Annotated in this window: 11 protein-coding genes; 2 read left to right on the top strand and 9 right to left on the bottom strand. The window is 72.9% G+C overall.

Going from position 1 to position 18347, the window contains the following annotated elements; genetic code table 11:
* Positions 1-3: 3 nt before the first annotated feature.
* On the top strand, positions 4-1359 hold the full coding sequence (gene eccB / locus MICNX66_RS02210) for a type VII secretion protein EccB (RefSeq protein ID WP_187663154.1): 1356 nt from the start codon (positions 4-6) through the stop codon (positions 1357-1359).
* Positions 1359-2669: a S8 family serine peptidase gene (locus MICNX66_RS02205; RefSeq protein WP_187663153.1), complete on the top strand. Its 1311-nt coding sequence runs from the start codon at positions 1359-1361 to the stop codon at positions 2667-2669. The genes eccB and MICNX66_RS02205 overlap by 1 nt, the downstream gene beginning before the upstream one ends.
* A gap of 15 nt (positions 2670-2684) precedes the next feature.
* Here MICNX66_RS02205 and MICNX66_RS02200 read toward each other — a convergent pair whose 3' ends face one another.
* From MICNX66_RS02200 to MICNX66_RS02160, 9 genes are read right to left on the bottom strand one after another with little or no spacing between them, the layout of a single operon-like run.
* Positions 2685-3146, bottom strand: a complete 462-nt coding sequence (locus MICNX66_RS02200) for a hypothetical protein (protein ID WP_187663152.1) — start codon at positions 3144-3146, stop codon at positions 2685-2687.
* Between the two features lie 58 nt (positions 3147-3204).
* A complete protein-coding gene (locus tag MICNX66_RS02195) occupies positions 3205-3879 on the bottom strand; it encodes a hypothetical protein (RefSeq protein WP_187663151.1) in 675 nt (224 codons plus the stop codon).
* Positions 3876-4703 carry a PP2C family protein-serine/threonine phosphatase gene (locus MICNX66_RS02190; RefSeq protein WP_187663150.1) on the bottom strand — a complete coding sequence of 276 codons (828 nt, stop codon included), beginning with the start codon at positions 4701-4703 and terminating at the stop codon, positions 3876-3878. The genes MICNX66_RS02195 and MICNX66_RS02190 overlap by 4 nt, the downstream gene beginning before the upstream one ends.
* Positions 4700-6301 carry a DUF5684 domain-containing protein gene (locus tag MICNX66_RS02185; protein ID WP_187663149.1) on the bottom strand — a complete coding sequence of 534 codons (1602 nt, stop codon included), beginning with the start codon at positions 6299-6301 and terminating at the stop codon, positions 4700-4702. The genes MICNX66_RS02190 and MICNX66_RS02185 overlap by 4 nt, the downstream gene beginning before the upstream one ends.
* Positions 6298-8796 carry a transglutaminase-like domain-containing protein gene (locus MICNX66_RS02180; RefSeq protein ID WP_232089164.1) on the bottom strand — a complete coding sequence of 833 codons (2499 nt, stop codon included), beginning with the start codon at positions 8794-8796 and terminating at the stop codon, positions 6298-6300. The genes MICNX66_RS02185 and MICNX66_RS02180 overlap by 4 nt, the downstream gene beginning before the upstream one ends.
* Positions 8797-8843: 47 nt before the next feature.
* On the bottom strand, positions 8844-10214 hold the full coding sequence (locus tag MICNX66_RS02175; protein WP_187663147.1) for a DUF58 domain-containing protein: 1371 nt from the start codon (positions 10212-10214) through the stop codon (positions 8844-8846).
* Positions 10211-11200: an AAA family ATPase gene (locus tag MICNX66_RS02170; RefSeq protein WP_187663146.1), complete on the bottom strand. Its 990-nt coding sequence runs from the start codon at positions 11198-11200 to the stop codon at positions 10211-10213. Before MICNX66_RS02170 ends, MICNX66_RS02175 begins: the two co-directional genes overlap by 4 nt.
* Before the next feature lie 34 nt (positions 11201-11234).
* The gene (locus tag MICNX66_RS02165) at positions 11235-17153 is read right to left on the bottom strand and encodes an Ig-like domain-containing protein (protein ID WP_187663145.1); all 5919 of its coding nucleotides are present in this window, start codon (positions 17151-17153) and stop codon (positions 11235-11237) included.
* Positions 17153-18286: a serine/threonine-protein kinase gene (locus MICNX66_RS02160; RefSeq protein ID WP_232089163.1), complete on the bottom strand. Its 1134-nt coding sequence runs from the start codon at positions 18284-18286 to the stop codon at positions 17153-17155. The genes MICNX66_RS02165 and MICNX66_RS02160 overlap by 1 nt, the downstream gene beginning before the upstream one ends.
* Between the last annotated feature and the right edge of the window lie 61 nt (positions 18287-18347).

Genomic DNA, 18347 nt, shown 5'->3' with positions numbered 1-18347 from the left:
CCGATGGCGACCAAGAAGGACCTGATCGAGGCCCAGGGCTTCAGCCGACGACGACTCCTCTCCGCTTTCACCGGCGGCGCCCCCGGCGGCAAGGAGCTCGAACCCGCCAAGCCGCTGCGCGCCGTGATCGCGGGCATCGCCCTCACCGTCGGCGTGATCCTCGTCGGCGTGTTCTGGGGCATCATGCAGCCGGGCCTCCCGGGCGACTGGCAGAACAACCGCCTCATCGTCGCCACCGACACGGGCGCCCGCTACGTCTCGGTCGAGGGGACGCTGTACCCCGTCATCAACACCGCCAGCGCCCGCCTGCTCATCCCCGCCGGCGAGTTCAAGGTCGTGCGCACGGATCAGGCCGCCCTCGACGGCATCCCGGTCGGCGGCTCGATCGGCATCCTCGGCGCGCCCGACGACCTGCCCACCCCGAGTGCCCTGATCAACACGGCATGGACGGCGTGCGTCGACGACGCCGCCGGCACCGCGGTCTCGCTGTCGGGGGCGCCGATCGCGGCACCGTCGACGGGCACGGGCGCTGTGGTGCAGCGTGGCGACGAGCTCTTCGTGATCGCCGGCGGCCTGCGATACGCCGTCCCCGCCGACGACGCCAACGCGGTGTTGCGCGCGGTCGGCCTCGGCACCAGCGACGTCATCGAGGTCGACGGGCGCTGGCTCAACCTCTTCGAGAGCGGCGCCGATCTGGAGCCGATCCGACTGAACGCCGTCGGCGCCCAGGTGCCGGGGACCGACCTGACGGCGGGCACGATCGTGCACGTGCAGGGCAGCCCCGCGGACGAGCGCTACGTCGCGCTCGCGACCGGAGAGCTCGCGCGCCTCAGCCCGCTCGCGTACCAGCTCTACCTGCTCGGCAGTGCGCAGGAGGCCGGCACGGACGAGGAAGAGGTGTCGCCGGCGGAAGTGGCCGACGTTCCCACCGTGCCGAACGCCGGTGGCGACGACTGGCCCACGCTTCCGCTGACGCCGCTCGCATCCGACGAGACGCCGTGCGCGGTCCTGGGTGACGACGCCCGCACCGTCCTCGGGTCCACCAGCACCGAGCTGCCGGAAGGTCGCGACCGCGTCGGCGTCACCGTCGGCGGCGGCGCCCTCGTGCAGACGAGCGGCCCGTCGGACGAAGCGGTGGGCATGGCCGTGCTCGTCGACGAGTCCGGCACCGCCTACGCCGTCCCGGGCGCCGTCCTGGACGAGTCGGCCGAAGACGCGGCGAGCGGACCACTCGCACAGCTCGGCTACACCCCGGGCGACGTCGGACGGGTGCCGAGCGCGTGGATCGACTTCTTCGCCGCCGGGCCGGCGCTGACCACCGAGGCCGCGAGAGAGTCGCCCGGCTCCGGGGACGAGTGATGCGCCGCCGTGCCGCTCTCGCCACCCTCGTGGTGGGTGTTGCCGTGCTGGGGACGCCGGCCGCCGCGGTGGCCGCGCCGGCTGCCCCCACGACGATCGTGTCGATGGCGACCGGTGCCTGCGAGCCCGGCACCGTGGTGTTCGCTGCGGAGGCGCCGTCGGCACTCACGGCCCTCGGGGCGGAGGATGCGAACCGTCTCGCCACCGGGAAGGGCGTGGTCGTCGCGGTCGTCGACTCCGGGATCGACGCCGGCAATCCGCACCTCGCCGGCGTCGTCGTCGGCGGCGTGAACCTCGTCGGCGACGGCGAACGCGCTGACGGCCTGAGCGATCTGACCGGGCACGGCACGGCCATCGCCGGGCAGATCGCGGCGCAGCCCGTCTCCGGCTCCGGTGTCGTGGGCTTCGCCCCCGACGCGCGCCTGCTGTCCGTGCGCGCGTTCCGCAGCGATTCGCCGCAGGACGTCGACAAGGGGTGGGGCCCGAGCGCCCAGCGCCTCGCCGACGGCATCAACTGGGCGGCCGACAACGGCGCGGACATCATCAACGTCTCGTCGTCACAGGAGACGGACTCGCCTGCGCTGCGCGGGGCGGTAGAGCACGCGGCTGCCGTCGGAGCGCTCGTCGTCGCCAGCGGCGGCAACAGGGCCTCCGACCCCGAGGCGGAAGACGGAGCCCGGTATCCCGCCGCCTACGAACAGGCCCTCGGCGTCAGCGCGGCCGACGCCAACGGCCTCGCGACCGACAGCTCGATCCACGGGCCGCAGGTCGGCGTCACGGCCCCCGGCGCGAATGTCCTCACCGCGGCGACGGGCGGCGGCGACTGCCTGTTCGCCTCCGACGCCCCGGCATCGAGCTTCGCGACCGGCTACGTGAGCGCGGCGGCCGCGCTGGTCGCCCAGGCACACCCGGACGATCCTCCGGCGGGGTGGGCGTATCGACTGACGGCCACGGCACTCCGCGCCGATGCCGACAACCGCGACGACGTGAACGGCTGGGGCTTCATCCGGCCGTCGGCCGCCATCCAGCTCCTCCCCGACCCCACCACGCGCGGGCCCGTCAGCCCCTTCTTCGACACCGCGGAGAGCGCGGTGCGACCCCCGGTCGTGAGCGTCGACCCCGACCACGGCGTGCCGCCCTTCATCCTCACCCGCGAGGTGGCGCTGATCGCCGCGATCGCCGGAGCGACCCTGCTCGGGGTCCTCGGCATCCTCATCGTGCTCCGGCGACGCCGGGAGTCCCCGCCCGACGCGGCGGCCGACGTCGAACGACAGGGCGGCCTCCTCGACCGCCCCGAGCCCGAGGTCTGAGAGTCAGAGGCCGACTCACCGGCCGGCGGCTGCCGCCCGTCGCGCCCTGACGACCGCCCCCACGAGCACCGCACCGGTGATCATGACACCTCCCGCCAACGGGAGCAGGAGCAGCCCGACGGCCGCGCTCTGCTGGTTCTGAACGACCTGACCGTAGACGAAGGCCCCCATGCTGCCCAGCACACCGACGAAGAGCGCCGCCGCGACGAGCCAGAGCAGTGGGGTCATCGCGGTGAGCGTCGTCGACGGCTCCCGGACGAACCGGAAGGCTAAGCCGGCGAAGAGGAACGACACCGCTGCGACGACCAGAGCCACCGGACCCGCGAAGAGGAATCCCGGGTCGGTCCCCGCCGCGACGAGCGAGGGAATCGCGACGATCGTCGTCAGAGCACCGAACACAAGGGCGAACACGCCGGCGACACGTGGCCTGCGCGACGTGCTGCTCGTCGTCGCCGACCGCTTCACACCCTGATCCATCCGTCCGTCCCCTCCACCGACGTCCCACCCTAGCGAGGACCGCACGGCGCCTGCTTCCTCAGCCGAAGACGACGAAGCCCAGCACCACGAGACCGGCCACCGACACGACGCTCGCGCCGACGGTCGCAGCGAGGGTGAAGACGCTCCACCGCTGCGCCTGCTTGGCGACGGAGGGCAGCCCGGGCTCCACCACCCGCGTGGGTGCGGCCGCCCCGACGACGACGGGCGGGGCGACGGGGGTGCGGGGTGCCGGTCGGGGCTTGTAGATCGCGGGGGCCGGTGCGCCGTCCGGGGCGGCGAAGGAATCGACCGTGAACCGCGGCCCCGCGGTCTTCGGTGCGATGCCGTCGCCTGCTGCGGCGGCACCCTTCTTCCGCCGCAGGCGTCGAGCCGGGCGCGCGACCGCCACGGTGGCGTCCTCGGGGGCGTCGGCCGCCGGAGGTGCGGACCGATCGACGACCACGGTCGCGTCGTCGATGGCCTCGCCCGCGGCGTCCTCGGGCCGGGCATCGTCCGGCTCATCGGCGACGGTGCCTTCGGGCGCGTCCACTGCGGCATCGTCGGTCCGGTCGGGAGCCGGAGCCGTCTTCGCGCGATCCACCACGATGGTCGCCTCGTCGACGGCGGACGAGGTGTCATCGGCCGCCGGGGGCACCGGGTCGACGGCCGCTTCGGCCCGCCGGCGATCCCGCCGCGTCAGGATGACGGTCTCCTCGACCTCATCGTCGCTCATCGCGCTCGCACCGGGACCGTCGTGCCGTCGAGCATCGAGTCGGTGAGCGCGGACACCGCGGCCCGTCCGCCCGCCGCGTCGTCGGGACGGGGCCGCGCGCCGCCGGAGATGACGTCGATCACGAGGACCGAGACGTTGTCGCGTCCGCCGCCCTGCAGCGCGCGGCGCACCAGAGCCGCCGCCGCTGTCTCCGGACGGCCGTTCATGGTCAGCGTCGCACGGATGGCTTCGTCGCTGACCTCGCCGGTGAGCCCGTCGGAGCACAGCAGGAGCCGCTCACCGTCGACGACGGGGAGGAGCCAGCTGTCCGCGGTGCTGTCCGGAGCGCCGACCGCCCGCGTGATGACGTTGCGGCGCGAGAACGAGGCGAGGTCCTCGGGGCGGAGCTCTCCGGCATCGACGAGCTCCTGCCCGAGGGAGTGGTCGATCGTGAGCTGCGCCAGCTCGGTGCCGTGGTGCCGGTAGACCCGGGAGTCCCCGACGTTGAAGACGAGCCAGTGCGGCGCGCGCTCGTGCTCCACGAGGGCCACACCCGTCACGGTGCTGCCTGCGCCGCGCTTGTGCGCGGCGGCGATCGCCTCGACCACGGCCGTGGCACGGCTCAGAGCGTCGCTGATGTCGCCGACGTCGACCGCTCGCCCCCGCAACGGCTCGAAGGCGGCGACGACGGCCGCACTGGCGCGGTCACCGGCGTCGTGACCGCCCATGCCGTCGGCGACCAGGAAGACCGGGCGTGCGTCGAGCACCGCATCCTCGTTGGCCGTCCGCGTGAGCCCGGTGTCGGTCAGCGCGGCGACCCGGAGGACGACGGATTCCACGGTCACGAATCGCGCTCCGCGACGACGTGCATGCCCACTTCGCCCAGGATGAACCGGCCGGTGCCGACCACGCTCTCCCCGGCGTCCAGGAGGGTCTCCGAGCCGTCGTCCGCGACCACCACGACGCCGTTGGTGGCGTGCAGGTCGGTCAGTCGCCACTCGTCCTCCTGCACCACCAGGCGGGCGTGGGTCTTCGACAGCGTGCGCGTGGTGTCCGGGATGGCCAGCCGCTGCTCGCCCGGCTCGCCTGTGGGGTTCCGGCCGATCACGACGCTCGCACCGGACAGCGAGAACCGGCGACCGTCGTCCAGCACGAGGACCCGCCGCACGCCGCGCTTGCGGGCGACCACCACCGTGGCATCGAGGTCGTCGTCGGTCGGGCGCGGTGTCACCACGGTCTTGTCGACGTCGGGGACCAGACCGCCCGGGACCGCGAGCGCCTCTGTCGCGGGGGCAGGCGCCGGCGCGCTCTGCTCCGCCGCGGGTGCCGCAGCCGTCATCGACGGAACAGGGCGGATCGTGGGCATCTGCGGGGCCTCGGGCTGACCGCCGTCGCGGAACGAGGGCGGCACGGGTCGGACGACACGGTTCGCCTCCGGAGCCGGCGCGGGGGCAGCGGGCTCCTCGCTCGGCGGCGAGTCCACGGAGGGAGCAGGGGCCGGCGCGGGCTGCGGGGCGGCCGGCGGTACGTCGCCCATCGCGGCCATGATGCCGGTCGTCGGCTGCGCGGGAGCGGAGGGCGTCGGCTGTGCGGCCGGGGAGGGTGGTGTCGGAGCCACCGCGGGCGGAAGCACGGGCGCCGCCGGCGGAACCGGGGCAGCAGGCGGAATCGAGGCAGTCGGCGGAACGGGCGCAGCCGGCGGAACGGGAGCAGCCGCGGGCGACGGCGCGGGCGGCGCCGGTGGTGCGAACGACGGAGACGGCGTCGAGGACGACGGAGCCGGCGGCGCGGCAGGCGGAGCGAACACCGGCGGCGCGAACGACCTCGGTGCCGCGGGCTCGCCCTGCGGCGCACCCGCGGTCGGCGGGGCACCCGGGGGTGGGGTCGGAGCGACCGCGGGCGGCGCGGCGTAGTCCGGGAAGATCAGCGACGGCGCCTCCGGCGATCCGTTCCCCGCCGGAGCGAGGGAGGGGATCGTGTACCCCGAAGCGTCGCGCGCGGGAGCCGCGGAAGGCGGAGCACTACGGCGCGGACCCGGCTGGAGCGCCGCGAGTCGGTCCCCCTCCGGATAGGGCGCCGGGCCCCACGCGAGGATGGTCGCCCACACGGGCGGCAGGAGGATGGCGAGGACCGTCATCCCCGCGCCCCGCCCGAACCGCCGGTTGATGCGATGCGTGGCGACGACCTTGAGATAGATCCCGTAGAGCTGCACGAGCGGGATGAAGTAGAAGACCACCGACCAGGCCGGCACTCCGCCGCGGGCGAGGATCTCGGCCTCGTTGAGGACGGGCACCCACCCCTTCCACCCTTCCCCGTCGATGCGGGGGAACAGCCGCGACAGGGCGAGGGCGTACCAGACGTAGACGGCCAGGCCGACGAGCAGGCCGAGTCCGACGATGATGGCGAGCATCGTGGCCGGACCGGAGTCCGCGGGCGCGGTCATGAGTCCCCCTTCTTCCGGTCATCCAGTGAACCGGTCCCTCCGAGCGTACCGAGCGTGGGTCGCGCGCCGAAGCCGGGGAGGCGCAGAGAGCGCGCCCTCGCGACGAAAGACGTCGGCCGCACACGTGTGCGCAGGCGCTGGCACCGCGTCCCCGCCTTCGCCAGTTCCGTCCGCTCCGCATCCACGATCGTCCACGCGGCCGTCGCGTCGTCGGGAGTCGGCGGGTGCTCGGCGAAGACGGCGCGGTCCACGAGAGCGGCCAGCCGCTGCGCGGCCGCACGACCGCTCGACTGTGCGCGCTGCGTCCGGGTGCCGTGCGCGACCATGGGGACGTCGTGGTCGGCGTACACGTCGGCGAGCTCCTCCCAGGCGCCGGCGAGCCGGACTTCGGGGTCCGGGGCCGTGCGGCGCGCGTGTGCACGTCGGCTCTTCGCGACGAGGAGCACGAGCAACGGCAGGGCCAGCAGGAGCAGGGCGAGCAGCCCCAGTCCGACGCCCTTGAGGATCGGCAGCAGGAAGGCGAGGACCTCCGAGCCCGGCTCCTCCAGCGGGGGCGCGTCGTTGTTCGCGTCGCTCTGCGCCTGCGGCGGGTCCAGTGCCTCGGACCGCGGCTGCTCCGGAACGGTCGGGTGCTCCGGCAGCTGCTCTCCCTCGGTGATGGCGCTCGGCAGCATCGCGTACTGCGGCGTCGCATCGACCGGGATCCACTCGTCGCCCGACGCACGCACCTCGACCCAGGCGCTCATGTTCGCGCCGGTGCAGACCTCGGTGCAGGCCGGGATCCCCGGGACCTCCTCCGCCGTCGCGAGTCGTGCGCCCAGCACCACACGGGATTCGAGACCCCAGTGCTGCGCGAGGAGCGCCGCGGCCACGGAGAACTGCTCGTCGTCACCGACCGCCGACACGAGCAGCTCGGGGTCGGCGTCGGGACCGGCCCGCCGCTCCTGCTCCGTCAGCTCGGTGAACAGCTCCTCGATGCGCGCGGCCGAGTGTCCGGCGTAGCTGGGCGCGAACGCGTATCCCTCAGACGCCTGGAGCGCCGCGATCCACCCCGCAGCGGAGGCGTCCTCGAGCAGCGCGTGGCTCAGGTAGCCCCGCGACCGGAGGCGATCGATCAGCTCGAGGTAGCCGGCGCCGGTGCGCGGCTGCTCCTGCATCTCCGCCCACTCGACGAGCGCGGGGTATCGATCGGCGTCGAGGGTCGACCGGCCGCCCTGGAGGGCCGTGATGTCGCCGGGCTTCTCCGGCGCATCGATCAGCACGGAGTAGCGGTCACCGGGCACGAGGCCCTCCCCGCCACCGGGCGCATCGGCGACGGTGATCGCGGTGTCGCCGTCGGCGTTCACATGGAAGCCGTCGGCGAGCGCATCGGCACGCTCCCCGGAGAATCCGGGCGCCTCCGCGAGTCCGGCGGGTGCCGGCACCCAGATCCCGCGGTAGGCGTCGCCGATCGTCACCTCCAGCGTCACCCGGCCGGAGCCCGGGAGGGCGGAGCGCGGCAGACGACTGAAGCGGTCGTCGGCGTCGATGTGGAAGTCCTCGCCGTCGTACGCGTCGAGGGTCACCAGGCGGAGGCGGTCCACGGCGCCGGGGTCGCCCTCCAGCTGCGCCACGGGCGTGTCCAGCGTGTCGCCGGAGAACCAGGACCGGTAGGAGCTGAGCGGACTCGGCTGTTCCTGCACCACGACCATGGGTTCGATCTCGTCGCGGAGCACGGAGCGGTCGGACCAGCCGGCCGCGGCGGGGGCGATCGCGAAGCCCGCGGCCAGGGCGACCACGGCCAGCCCCGCCGAGAGGAGGTGGCGGCGCACGGTGAGCCAGGCGGGGGTCGCGCGACGGGAGATGTTCGCCGCCGCCACGCTGCGCAGCGCGGCGGCGCGCTGCAGGCGCGTGCGCCCGACGAGCCAGACCAGCGACACCACGAAGACCGCCACCCCGACCAGCCATTCGCGCGGCGCGGGGAGCTCGATTCCCGCCACCGTCACGGGAGAGGACGTCCCGCTCACACCGAAGGCGATGCCGAAGACGCTCATCGCCACCACCACCGGGACGGCCGCCGCCGCCCGCTTGCCCCCGCCCCAGACGAGCAGCGTGGCGACGAATGAGCCGAACAGCATCACCACGAGGAAGGGGATGAGGACTGCCTGGTACTCCCCCAGCGGCGGATTCAGCGTGAGCATCTGCTTCCAGCCCAGCACGACCCCGAGCACCGCATCCCGCACACCGCCGAGGAACGCGGGCACGGAGGTCAGGGCGGAGGGGATCGCGAGGGGCACCGCGACGAGCAGGTACACGCCGGCCGCGGCGACCGCGGCGAGCAGCGTTCCCCAGCGGAGGACGCGCGCGACGACGGCGACGGCGATGCCGAGGAGGCCGCCGATGATCCCGACGGCGAGGGCTCGGGACGACTCGTAGACGGGCCAGGCGGCCGCCGTGGCGAGGAGCACACCGGCCAGCACGTATCCCAGAGACCAGAGCAGGAGCGCCGACGGCACGAACCCCCGTCCGGATCGCGCGCGTCCGCGCTTCGGCCCGCCGGCGCTCACCGCAGCGCTCCGCGGGCGAGCATCTGGGGGAGGTCGCCCAGCGCACCGAGGGTCATCACCGCGAGCTCCCTGGCCGTCCGCATCGTCGGCTGCGCGCCGAGCTCACTGCGCACCGCGACGGCCTCCACGGCTGCCGGGAGCTTCACCGCCGCGTGACGCAGACGCTCGATCGGCAGGACGGACCCGGTGAGCAGGAACCCGATCGAGAGGTCGGGGTACGACTGCGCCGTGAGAGCGGTGACGGCCTCGAGCCTCATCACCCGCGCCGTCTGATCGATCGTGGAGGTCGCGTCGAGGAGAGCCTTGGGGGTGACCGTGGGCAGCGTACGGATCGACAGCACCTCGGCGCGGCCGTGCTCCGGGATCTCGTTGCTCACCGAGAACAGCACGTCCCTGCCGTCCCGCACACCCTGCAGCGCCAGCGAGGCGGCCGCGCTGACGGTGTTCTCGAACTCGTCGTCGTCGGCGTACGACTCCGGGTCGAGATCCAGGATGACGGCGATGCGCGCGTGCCGGGACTCCTCGTACTGCCGCACCATGAGGGTGCCCGTCTTCGCCGTGGACTTCCAGTGGATGTGGCGCGGCGAGTCGCCGACGACGTACTCGCGCACCGCGTGGAAGGAGAGGTCGGCGTCCACCAGAGTGGTGCTCGGCGTGCCCTCGAGGTCGCGGATCAGTCCCGCACTGGTGCTGGGGAGCCGCACGGTCACCGGGTGCACGTGGATGCGCTGGACGTCCGGCCACCGGAGCTCGCGGCGGAGGATGCCGATCGGGTCGCCGCGGGTGATGGTCATGGGGCCCACGTCGATGACGCCGCGGCGGTGCGCGGCGATGGTCAGCTCTTCCCGATGATGCGCCTCCGGCCGCAGCAGCGGGACGTGCGCCTCGACGAGGCCCTCGCCCACCGGCACGTCCACGACACCGGGGAGCGAGAGGCGCTCGCCGTTGTTGCGGACGTCCAGGGTCGCGCCGATCTCGGCGCCCGCGACGACGCGGTCGCGATCGAGCACGAGATCGATCCGGTAGTCATGGGCACCGAGGATGAACGGGACGCAGGCCACCAGCAGCACGAGCGCGATCGTGGCCACCGCCCAGGCCTCCACCCAGCCGAACAGCAGCCCGGCGAGCACACCGAGCACCACCGCGACGGCCACGAGCATGCCCGCCGTGGTCACCGTCTCGCGGACCCAGCCGACGGTGGCCCTGGTCGCGCGGCCCACGGAGCGGGCGACGCGACGCGCGCCGAAGACCGCGCCGCGCACGGGACCGCGGCGCGTGCGGTCGTAACGCGTGACGGTGGACGTCCGCGTCGACGTGCTCGTGCCCGCGGTCGTCCGCGTCAGGCGGGATTCGGTGCTGAAGGTCACGCAGTGCCGTTCTCGCGCGGGGGTTCGACGTCGAGGAGGATCTGCCCGACGACGGCCACGGCCGTCACCCCGTCGAACTCGGCCTCCGGCTCGAGGACCAGGCGGTGCGCGAGGGCGACGACGGCGAGTTCGCGCACGTCGTCGGGGGTGACGAACGTGCGTCCGTTCTTGGCCGCCCACGTCATCACCAGGCGGGACAGCGCGAGGGCGCCGCGCACACTGGCACCGAGACGGACCTCGGACGCCCGGCGCGTGGCATCGACGATGCGCATGATGTAATCCGACACCAGCGGGTTCACGTACACGCCGCGCGACATCTCCGCCATCGTGAGGATCGTGTCGGTGTCCACGATGCCGTCGAGCACCGTCTTCGGGCGACCGGCGCCCTGCAGGATGCGCATGGTCGCCGCCTCGTCCGGGTATCCGATGGAGGTCTTGATCATGAAGCGGTCGAGCTGCGCCTCGGGGAGCCGGTAGGTGCCGCCCTGCTCGATGGGGTTCTGCGTCGCCATCACGAGGAACGGGGAGCCGACCGCACGGGTGACGCCGTCGACCGTGACCGTGCCCTCCTCCATGACCTCCAGCAGCGCGGACTGGGTCTTCGGACTCGCCCGGTTGATCTCGTCGGCGAGCACGATGTTCGCGAAGACGGGCCCCGCGTGGAACTCGAACGTGCCCTCCTTCTGGTCGTACACCGTGATGCCGGTCACATCACCCGGGAGGAGGTCGGGCGTGAACTGGATGCGGCTGCTGGTGCCGTTGACCGTCTGGGCGACGGCGCGGGCGAGCGCCGTCTTACCCGTCCCCGGATAGTCCTCCAGGAGGACGTGGCCGCCGCTGACGGCGGTCGCGAGCACGAGCTCGACCACGTGGCGCTTGCCGAGGATCGCCTGCTCGACGTTGCCGGTCAGGATCGAGAACGTCTCGGCGAACCAGGAGGCCTGTTCGGGGGCGAGGGTGACGGGGGCGGCTGCGGTGGCTGGCATAGGGAAAGAGTATTCGTGTCGGTGTGCTCGGCGATCAGGGGCACAGGCCCGTGACGCGATGCGTGATGGGGGTCAGGGTTTCGTAGGCGCCGGTCCACGTGAGCTTCACGTCGAAGGTGCCGGGGGTGTCGACCAGGGGCGTCACCTCGAGGATGTACGAGCCGCGTGCCGCGCCGGACACCGTCACGACATCACCCTCGACGACGGGCATGCAGGGCTGGAACACGGCGTTGACGACGGTCGGTGCGGTCGTCGCGGTGATGTTCACCTCTCCGGAGCAGGAGCCGGTCTGCGTGGCATGGCAGGCGCGTGCGCGGACCTGACCCGGGGACGAATCCGGGGTGAGCGCGAAGTCGCCGACCCACTGCCCGTAGAGGTAGTACTGCGGCACGAAGCCGTTCTCCACGTCGATGCGCGGCGCCGAGGCCAGGCCGTAGTCGTAGCGGTTCCCGTCGCGCCGCGGGTCCTTCGCGACCGTGTAGGTGGTGTCGCCACCGGGGCCGTCGACGAACGTGAACGTGAAGACGCTCGTGGGGGACGACTCCGCCACACCGTAGCCGTTCGACGCGCACGCCTTGACGTAGTACAGCTGGTACGGCCGCAACCCCTGCAGAGAGGGGGACTCGGAGCGCACCTCTCCGCCGGAGACCGACAGCGAGCCGTCCCCGTTCGCGGTGCAGCTGACGTTGCCCGACCGCCACGCCACGTAGGTGACCTGGACGCCCTTGGCGCTGCCGTTGGCCTGCGCGGCGATGCCGGAGACGTTCACCGCCGTGTTGGAGACCGCGGTCGCCTGTGTCGCCGCCGGGTCGAAGTACACGGAGCCGGCGACCGTCACGGACGTGCGGAAGCCACCACCCTCGTTCCCGCCGCCGGTCGGCGGCTGGAACTGGCTGATCGGGACGATCGTGAGGGTCTGCGCTCCCGGCGACAGCGCGATGTCGGCGGTGGTGGTCGCCCCCGTGCGGTTGATGACCTCGCCCGTCTCCTCGATCCGGAACGAGACGGCGTCGTCGGCGGCGTCGATCGAGACCCTGACCGCCCCGCGCCCGCGGTCCGAGACACCCGGTCGATACTCCGGCGTGGCCGTCGCGTTCGCGACGACCGGAGCCGCGTAGGCCCAGCTCGTGTGCGGCGAGGTGGACGCCGAGGTGCCGACGGCGTTGACCGCGGCCGCCGTGAAGGTGTGCGGGGCGCCGTTGGTCAGACCGCTGACCGTGCAGCGGTACACGGCACCGGCCGGACTGCAGGAGGCGTTGGCTGCGGCCCCGTCCTGAAGGATGGTCACGCCGGACACCCCGGGGTGGGCGCGCCGCGCCTCCCCGAGCGGCACCTCCAGCACGACGGTCGAGCGGGTGAAGCCCACGGTGGTCACGCTCGCCGGCGCCTGCGGGAAGCCCTGCAGGTCGAGCGTGAGGGTTCCCGTGCCGGTCCGCCCCTGGGCGTCGGCCACGACGAACGGGATCACGCACTGTCCTCCCGGAGCCTGGCCGCCGCGGGGCCAGCTCGCCGTGATCGTCTTGGTGCCGGTCGTCGAGATGGAGGCGACGTCGCAGCGCGCGCCTGCCCCGAGCGACATGAGCCGCAAGCCGGAGCCCGGCTTGCCGTCGAAGGGGTCGTACTCGCCGGCCACGTCGACGACGTCGATCGAGCAGTTGGCGCTGGTGACGACGCACTGCTTCGTGAAGGTGGCCCCCCGTGGAGCGTCGGGCGGGGCCGCGCCGACGACCAGGCGCACGGAGGCCGACGGCTGACCATACTGCGGCACCGTCACGCTGACGTTCTCGGTGTTGCCGGGTCGTGCATCGGCGCGCGCCTCGATCGTCAGCTTCGCCCCGCTCTGCGTGACGACGAACGCCGACCCCGAGTACACGATCCGGTACTCGAGGGAGCCCGCGTTGCCCTCGCGTCCGCCTTCCCAGGCGGCCATGTTGGCGTAGAGGTCGACGCTCTCGGTGGCCCCTGGGGCGATCGTGTGCGAGATCGAGGAGAGCAGCAGCTGGGGCTCCGAGGGACGGATGCTGACCGGCACGTCGACGAAGGACCAGCGCTTCTGACCTTCCAGGCGCACCGGGATCAGGCAGGTGTCCGACCATGGCGCCTCACGACCGGCGCGGTACTCCGCCTTGCGCGGACCGTCGGCCGCGCACGACGCTGCGGCCCGCTGAGCGGTGAAGGCGCCGGAGCCGATCTCCACGGCATCCGACGACGGCAGATCGAGGTAGTCCTGCACCGCGAACGACACGGACGCGTCCTCGTCGACGACGACCGGTGTCGCGCCGGGGACGAGCTGGACCTGCATATCGTCGAACGCCGGGATCCGCAGGAAGCCGTAGGCGGCCACGTCCCGTCCGCCCGCGGCGGTGCCGGTGAGCTGGAAGGGGACCAGCGCGCCCTCCTTCGGCGCCTCCCCGATGATCCGGTTGCCCCGCACCGTGTATCCGGACTGTTCACCCCACAGGCTCAGGCGCAGGGACGAGACGTCGCCGGACGGCCACCGCACCCGGTCCGTCACGACATCGACACCGCCGTCCGCGAGATCGTCACGGTCGCGCGCCGTGAGCACGGTGTCCGCGATGACCGGCTGATCGGCGACCGTGCCCTCGGTGACGGTCAACACGATGAGGCCCTGCGCCGTGCTCCCGGTCCGCGTCGATCTCACGGTGTAGAAGTACGAGTTCGTCCCCGCCGTCTCCCCGGCGCGCAGCACGACGCGGCCGTCCTTCAGGGAGGTGTCCGAATCGATCAGCGCGTTCAGCCGCTCGTACAGCGGATTGCCCTTGACGGGGGGCGCGTTCGGCACGAGCGCGGTGATCTCGAGCTCGCTCTGCGCAGGGTCGAGGTCGTTCGAGCGCGGGTCCAGCACGACCGGTGTGCGGGATCCTGCCTCGACGCGGACGTAATCGCTGAACGTCACCGGAGCGGCGTCGTCGACATCCGCGTCGAGGACGCCGATGCGGACAGCGCCGCTGCCCTCCTCGCCCTGCGGATCCCGCACGGTATAGCGGAACGACACCTGTCCGCCGTCCACTCCGCCGGCCGGCGCCCGGTACACGATCGCCTCGCCGTTCGCCGAGATGGTCGCCGTGCCGCCGCCCTTCTTCGGCTGATCGACGCCGGAGAGGACCACGCGGTCCCCGTCGCCGTCCATCCCGGTCGTGGGCACGGGGACGGTGACCGTCTGGCCGCTGAGGACGCGACCGGTGAGGATGATCGGTGTGGGAGCGCGGTTGGTTCCGGGCGGGACGACCGTGACCGTCACGACGCCGTCGTCGGACAGCGACGGGTTCCGTTCGAGCGAGACCGAATACGTCAGCCGGTAGGTGCCGGGCGTCTTCGGTGCCAGGTACCGCAGAGCGTTGCGGTCGGCGAACACGAGCTCGTCCGGCTCGCCGGATCCCGTCACCTCCGGGAGCACGAGGAGCGGCTCCCCGCGTGGCGCGACGTCGTTCGCGGCGACCTCGATGCGCGTGAGCGAACCGGCGCGCACCGTCACCGCGTCCGGGAAGACGATCGGGCGGGTGACGGTGGACGGCGGGGTGAGGAACACGCTCACCGTGCCCTGCACCGCCCCGCCCGCGCCATCCGCGACCGTGACGGTGGCCGTGCCGATCAGACCGGGCTCTCCGTCCTCGGTCGTGCCGTTCACCCGCAGGCTCTCGTTGCCGACCACGCGGACGTTGAGCTGCGGTGTGGAGCTCACGGCGTCGGACAGCAGCAGCACGCGTCCGCTGGTGTTCTGCACGGCGCGGAGCACATCGACGGTCGTGTCCTCACCCTCGCGCACGAACGCGGTCAGGGGTGCCATGGCGAGCGCCGCGGAGCCGTCGACCGCCGTGATGCGGATGACGGCGGACTGCTCGGCTTGGGTCGTGACGTCCTGCACGGTGTAGGTCACCACGTACTGGCCCGGCTTCGCCGCGGTCAGCTCCACGGTGCCCGCGGCCGCGTTCGGGGTGACCTCGAAGCCCTGCGCGGTCGCGGCGGTCTGGACGGCGTCCAGGAGGCGATACGACCCGGAGCCTCCGGACAGGTGATCGGAGATCCGGATGGACTGCCGCTCGCCGACGCGCGCGGTCACCGCGACAGCCGATGCCTGGAGCGCGGGACTGCCGCTGACCTGGACCTCGAGGGTCTTCTCCGCGGTCGCGCCGTGCACGTCCTGCACCACGACCGTGATCGGGATCACGGCGTCCGCGGCGTTCGGATCGGTGTGCCGGATCGCGACCCGGCCGTCGTCCGTCGGCGCCACCATCACCGGCGCCGAGGAGTCCGTCTCGTAGGCGTCGCTCAGGATGAACGCATCGCCCTCGGGGTCCACCCAGCCGGAGAGCGCCGAGACGATCGTGCTGCCGCCGGCCAGGATCTGCGGCGCGGGCCAGTCCTGCGTGCAGGCCTCGACGCCGCACCAGACCGGGGCCGAGTTGACGCCGGGATCGACGACCGTCAGCGTCACGGTCGCCGGCGGCGAGACGGCCGCGCCGTCCGTCACGGCGTAGGTGAAGCTCGCCTGGCCGGAGCCCGCCTTCACATCGACGACCAGGGACTGCCCGTTCGCCACGAGCGCGAGGTCCCCGAACGCAGGGTCGCTGAGTCCTGCCGAGACCGACTCGGGGTCGATCGTCAGGACGTCCTTCTTGTTCGGATCGTGATCGTTCAGCAGGACGGGCAGGATGACCTGCTCCCCCGCGCGCACGCCGAACGCGTCGTCGACCGCGACCGGCGGCAGCTGCTCCGCCACGTCCTCGACGACGATGGTGCCCTCCTGCTGCTCCGTGTCGTCCTCGATCTTCCACTGCTCGAGCGGGATCAGCACGCCGTCCGGAGCGGTCCAGATGAGCCCCGTCCCGGTCTCGACGAGCACCGCGCGGTCGCCGTTCCCCTGGAAGACCGGCTCGATGGCGGCCGCGTCGAGCGTCTCGTCAGGGACCTGCAGCGGGGTGGTCTCCCCCGCGCTCCAGAGCGTCCCGCCGCCGCTGTCGAGCCAGGCCGCGTAGGTCTCCCCGCGGACGGAGACCGGTGCGGCGGGGACGCCGGACGCCTCCGCCACGCGATCGGACTCGCCGGACGAGAGGTCAACGGACACGAGGCCGTCGGAATCGGCGACGAGCACCGCATCGCCTTCGGCGGCCCCGTGCTGCAGGTGTGCGTCCTCGGCGACGTCCAGGGCGACGACCTCATCGCGTCCGGAGAGCCACAGCTCCCCCGACCCCGGCTGCAGCATCGCCCAGCGCTCGCCGACGACCGCGATCGCCAGACCCTCGCCCGCCTCCGGCGCGTCGGCCACCGGCGACTCGTCTCCGAGGAAGCGGTGCTCGTCGATGTCGAACCGGCGGACAGCCCCCTCGTCCGCGGAGTAGAGGACGAGCAGGCCGTCCGGCGAGAGGCCGATCGCGTCGGCGGTGTAGGTCGGCGGGTCCTCCCCCTCCTCGACCTCGACCTCCGCGAACGGGTCGACGAGGGCTGTCCCCGCCCCGGCGGCCAGGGTCGACACGGACACCTGCCCGGTGTCGGTCCGGTAGGCCACGTAGACCCCGGCGGAGAGCACGTCGCGCGTCCCGGCGGGCGTCGGCTGCGAGGCGAGCGGCGTGCCCTCCTCCGAGCTGTCGGCGAGCAGATCGGAGGGGCTGGCCGCATCGACGTCCCACCGCTGCCGGTTCCCCTGGGCGAAGAGCACCGTACTGGAGCCGCTCTGCCACACCGCCTCGGGGTCGTCGACGTCGCGGACCGTGTCGATCTCGGCGAGCTCGGTGTTGACGCGGGCGTACTGTCCGCTGTCGCGCATGACCCAGACGGCCGGCTCGAGGCGCGGCACCTCCTGGGACTGATACCCCTGCGCCGTCACCGCGAGTGCCACGACGACCACGAGCGCGAGGATCCCCGAGATCAGCGCGATCAGCCTGCCCCGGGGTGGGGTCGTGGCATCGGCGCCGGTGCGGTTGCCTGCCGCCATCAGAGGATCCCCGTGAGGAACAGGGCCGCGGTGCCGATCCCCGCGATGGCGGCCGCGCCGATCACCGCGCCGACGATGCCGACGACCAGGGGCGACCGGGTCCGGCCGCGCGTGCTCGCCGGGACGTCGTCCCGCTCGCGGGGTGCCACCTGCGGACGGGCCGCACGCGCGGCCCTCCGGGAGTCGGGCGCGACCGTGGTGATGACGGGACCGCGGACGGTCGCGTCCGAGAAGTTCACCGGAGCAGCCGCCGCCCACTCCGCCGACGCCGCCTCGAAGGCCGTCGGCGAGATGCCGAGCTCGTACTGCGCCCAGCGCAGCTTCTCCGCGAACTCCGCCATGCTCGCCGGCCGCTTCGCCGGGTCGCGATGCATGGCGCTCGCGAAGAGGTCGTCGATGATCGGCGGGATGCCGGGGACGGGCACGGCCGTGTACCGCGCCTTGATGATGCGGTCCGTGAGCTGATCGCGCGAGTTCGAGCCGCGGTCGGCGCGTTCGAACGGACTGCGGCCGGCGAGCAGCGTGTAGAGCGTCGCTCCGAGGCTCCAGACCTCGCTGGGGATCGATCCGGACACGCGCTCCTGGAGGACCTCGGGGGAGCTCCAGGGCACCGACATCGCGATGGTCTCGCCCTCGCCCTCCTCGATGACGGCGGCCGCGATGCCGAAGTCGGCCAGCACTGGCGCGCCGAGGGAGTTGATGAGCACGTTCGACGGCTTGATGTCGCGATGCAGCAGCCCGGCCCTGTGCACGGTCTCCAGCGCGCCGGCCATGCGGACGCCGATGTCGAGCACCTCGGCGAGTGGGAGCGGGGCCTTCTTGTACCGCGCGCTCATCGTGTCGGGGCAGTACTCCATCGCGAAGTACGGCCGCCCGTCCGCCGAGATGGACGCCTGGTAGATCGTGACGATCGACGGGTGGGCGCTCAGTCGCGCCGAGATGTCGGCTTCCACGTTGAAGGTCTGCAGCACCTCGGGGTTCACGGCATCCGCGAGCAGGACCTTGACGGCGACGACGCGGCGCGGCATGTCCTGTTCGTAGAGGAACACGTCGGCGAACCCGCCGGACCCGAGTGGACGCACGTAGCTGTACCCCGCCAGCGTCGGCGGTGTCGCGGCCATGCGCGTTGCCACTCCTGCTCCTCACGGTCTGATGGGAGACCGCGCGCCTGCAGCCACCCGGCGTCGTGCGCCG

The sequence above is a fragment of the Microbacterium sp. Nx66 genome, from assembly GCF_904066215.1.
Classification (GTDB): Bacteria; Actinomycetota; Actinomycetes; order Actinomycetales; family Microbacteriaceae; genus Microbacterium; species Microbacterium meiriae.
This window is presented reverse-complemented; position numbering and strand designations above follow the sequence as displayed.

What these genes read in the sequence shown, in the direction of transcription:
- eccB (WP_187663154.1), top strand. Translation starts at nt 4, where the DNA reads ATGGCGACCAAGAAGGACCTGATCGAGGCCCAGGGCTTCAGCCGACGA.
- MICNX66_RS02205 (WP_187663153.1), top strand. Translation starts at nt 1,359, where the DNA reads ATGCGCCGCCGTGCCGCTCTCGCCACCCTCGTGGTGGGTGTTGCCGTG.
- MICNX66_RS02200 (WP_187663152.1), bottom strand. Translation starts at nt 3,146, where the DNA reads ATGGATCAGGGTGTGAAGCGGTCGGCGACGACGAGCAGCACGTCGCGC.
- MICNX66_RS02195 (WP_187663151.1), bottom strand. Translation starts at nt 3,879, where the DNA reads ATGAGCGACGATGAGGTCGAGGAGACCGTCATCCTGACGCGGCGGGAT.
- MICNX66_RS02185 (WP_187663149.1), bottom strand. Translation starts at nt 6,301, where the DNA reads ATGACCGCGCCCGCGGACTCCGGTCCGGCCACGATGCTCGCCATCATC.
- MICNX66_RS02170 (WP_187663146.1), bottom strand. Translation starts at nt 11,200, where the DNA reads ATGCCAGCCACCGCAGCCGCCCCCGTCACCCTCGCCCCCGAACAGGCC.
- MICNX66_RS02165 (WP_187663145.1), bottom strand. Translation starts at nt 17,153, where the DNA reads ATGGCGGCAGGCAACCGCACCGGCGCCGATGCCACGACCCCACCCCGG.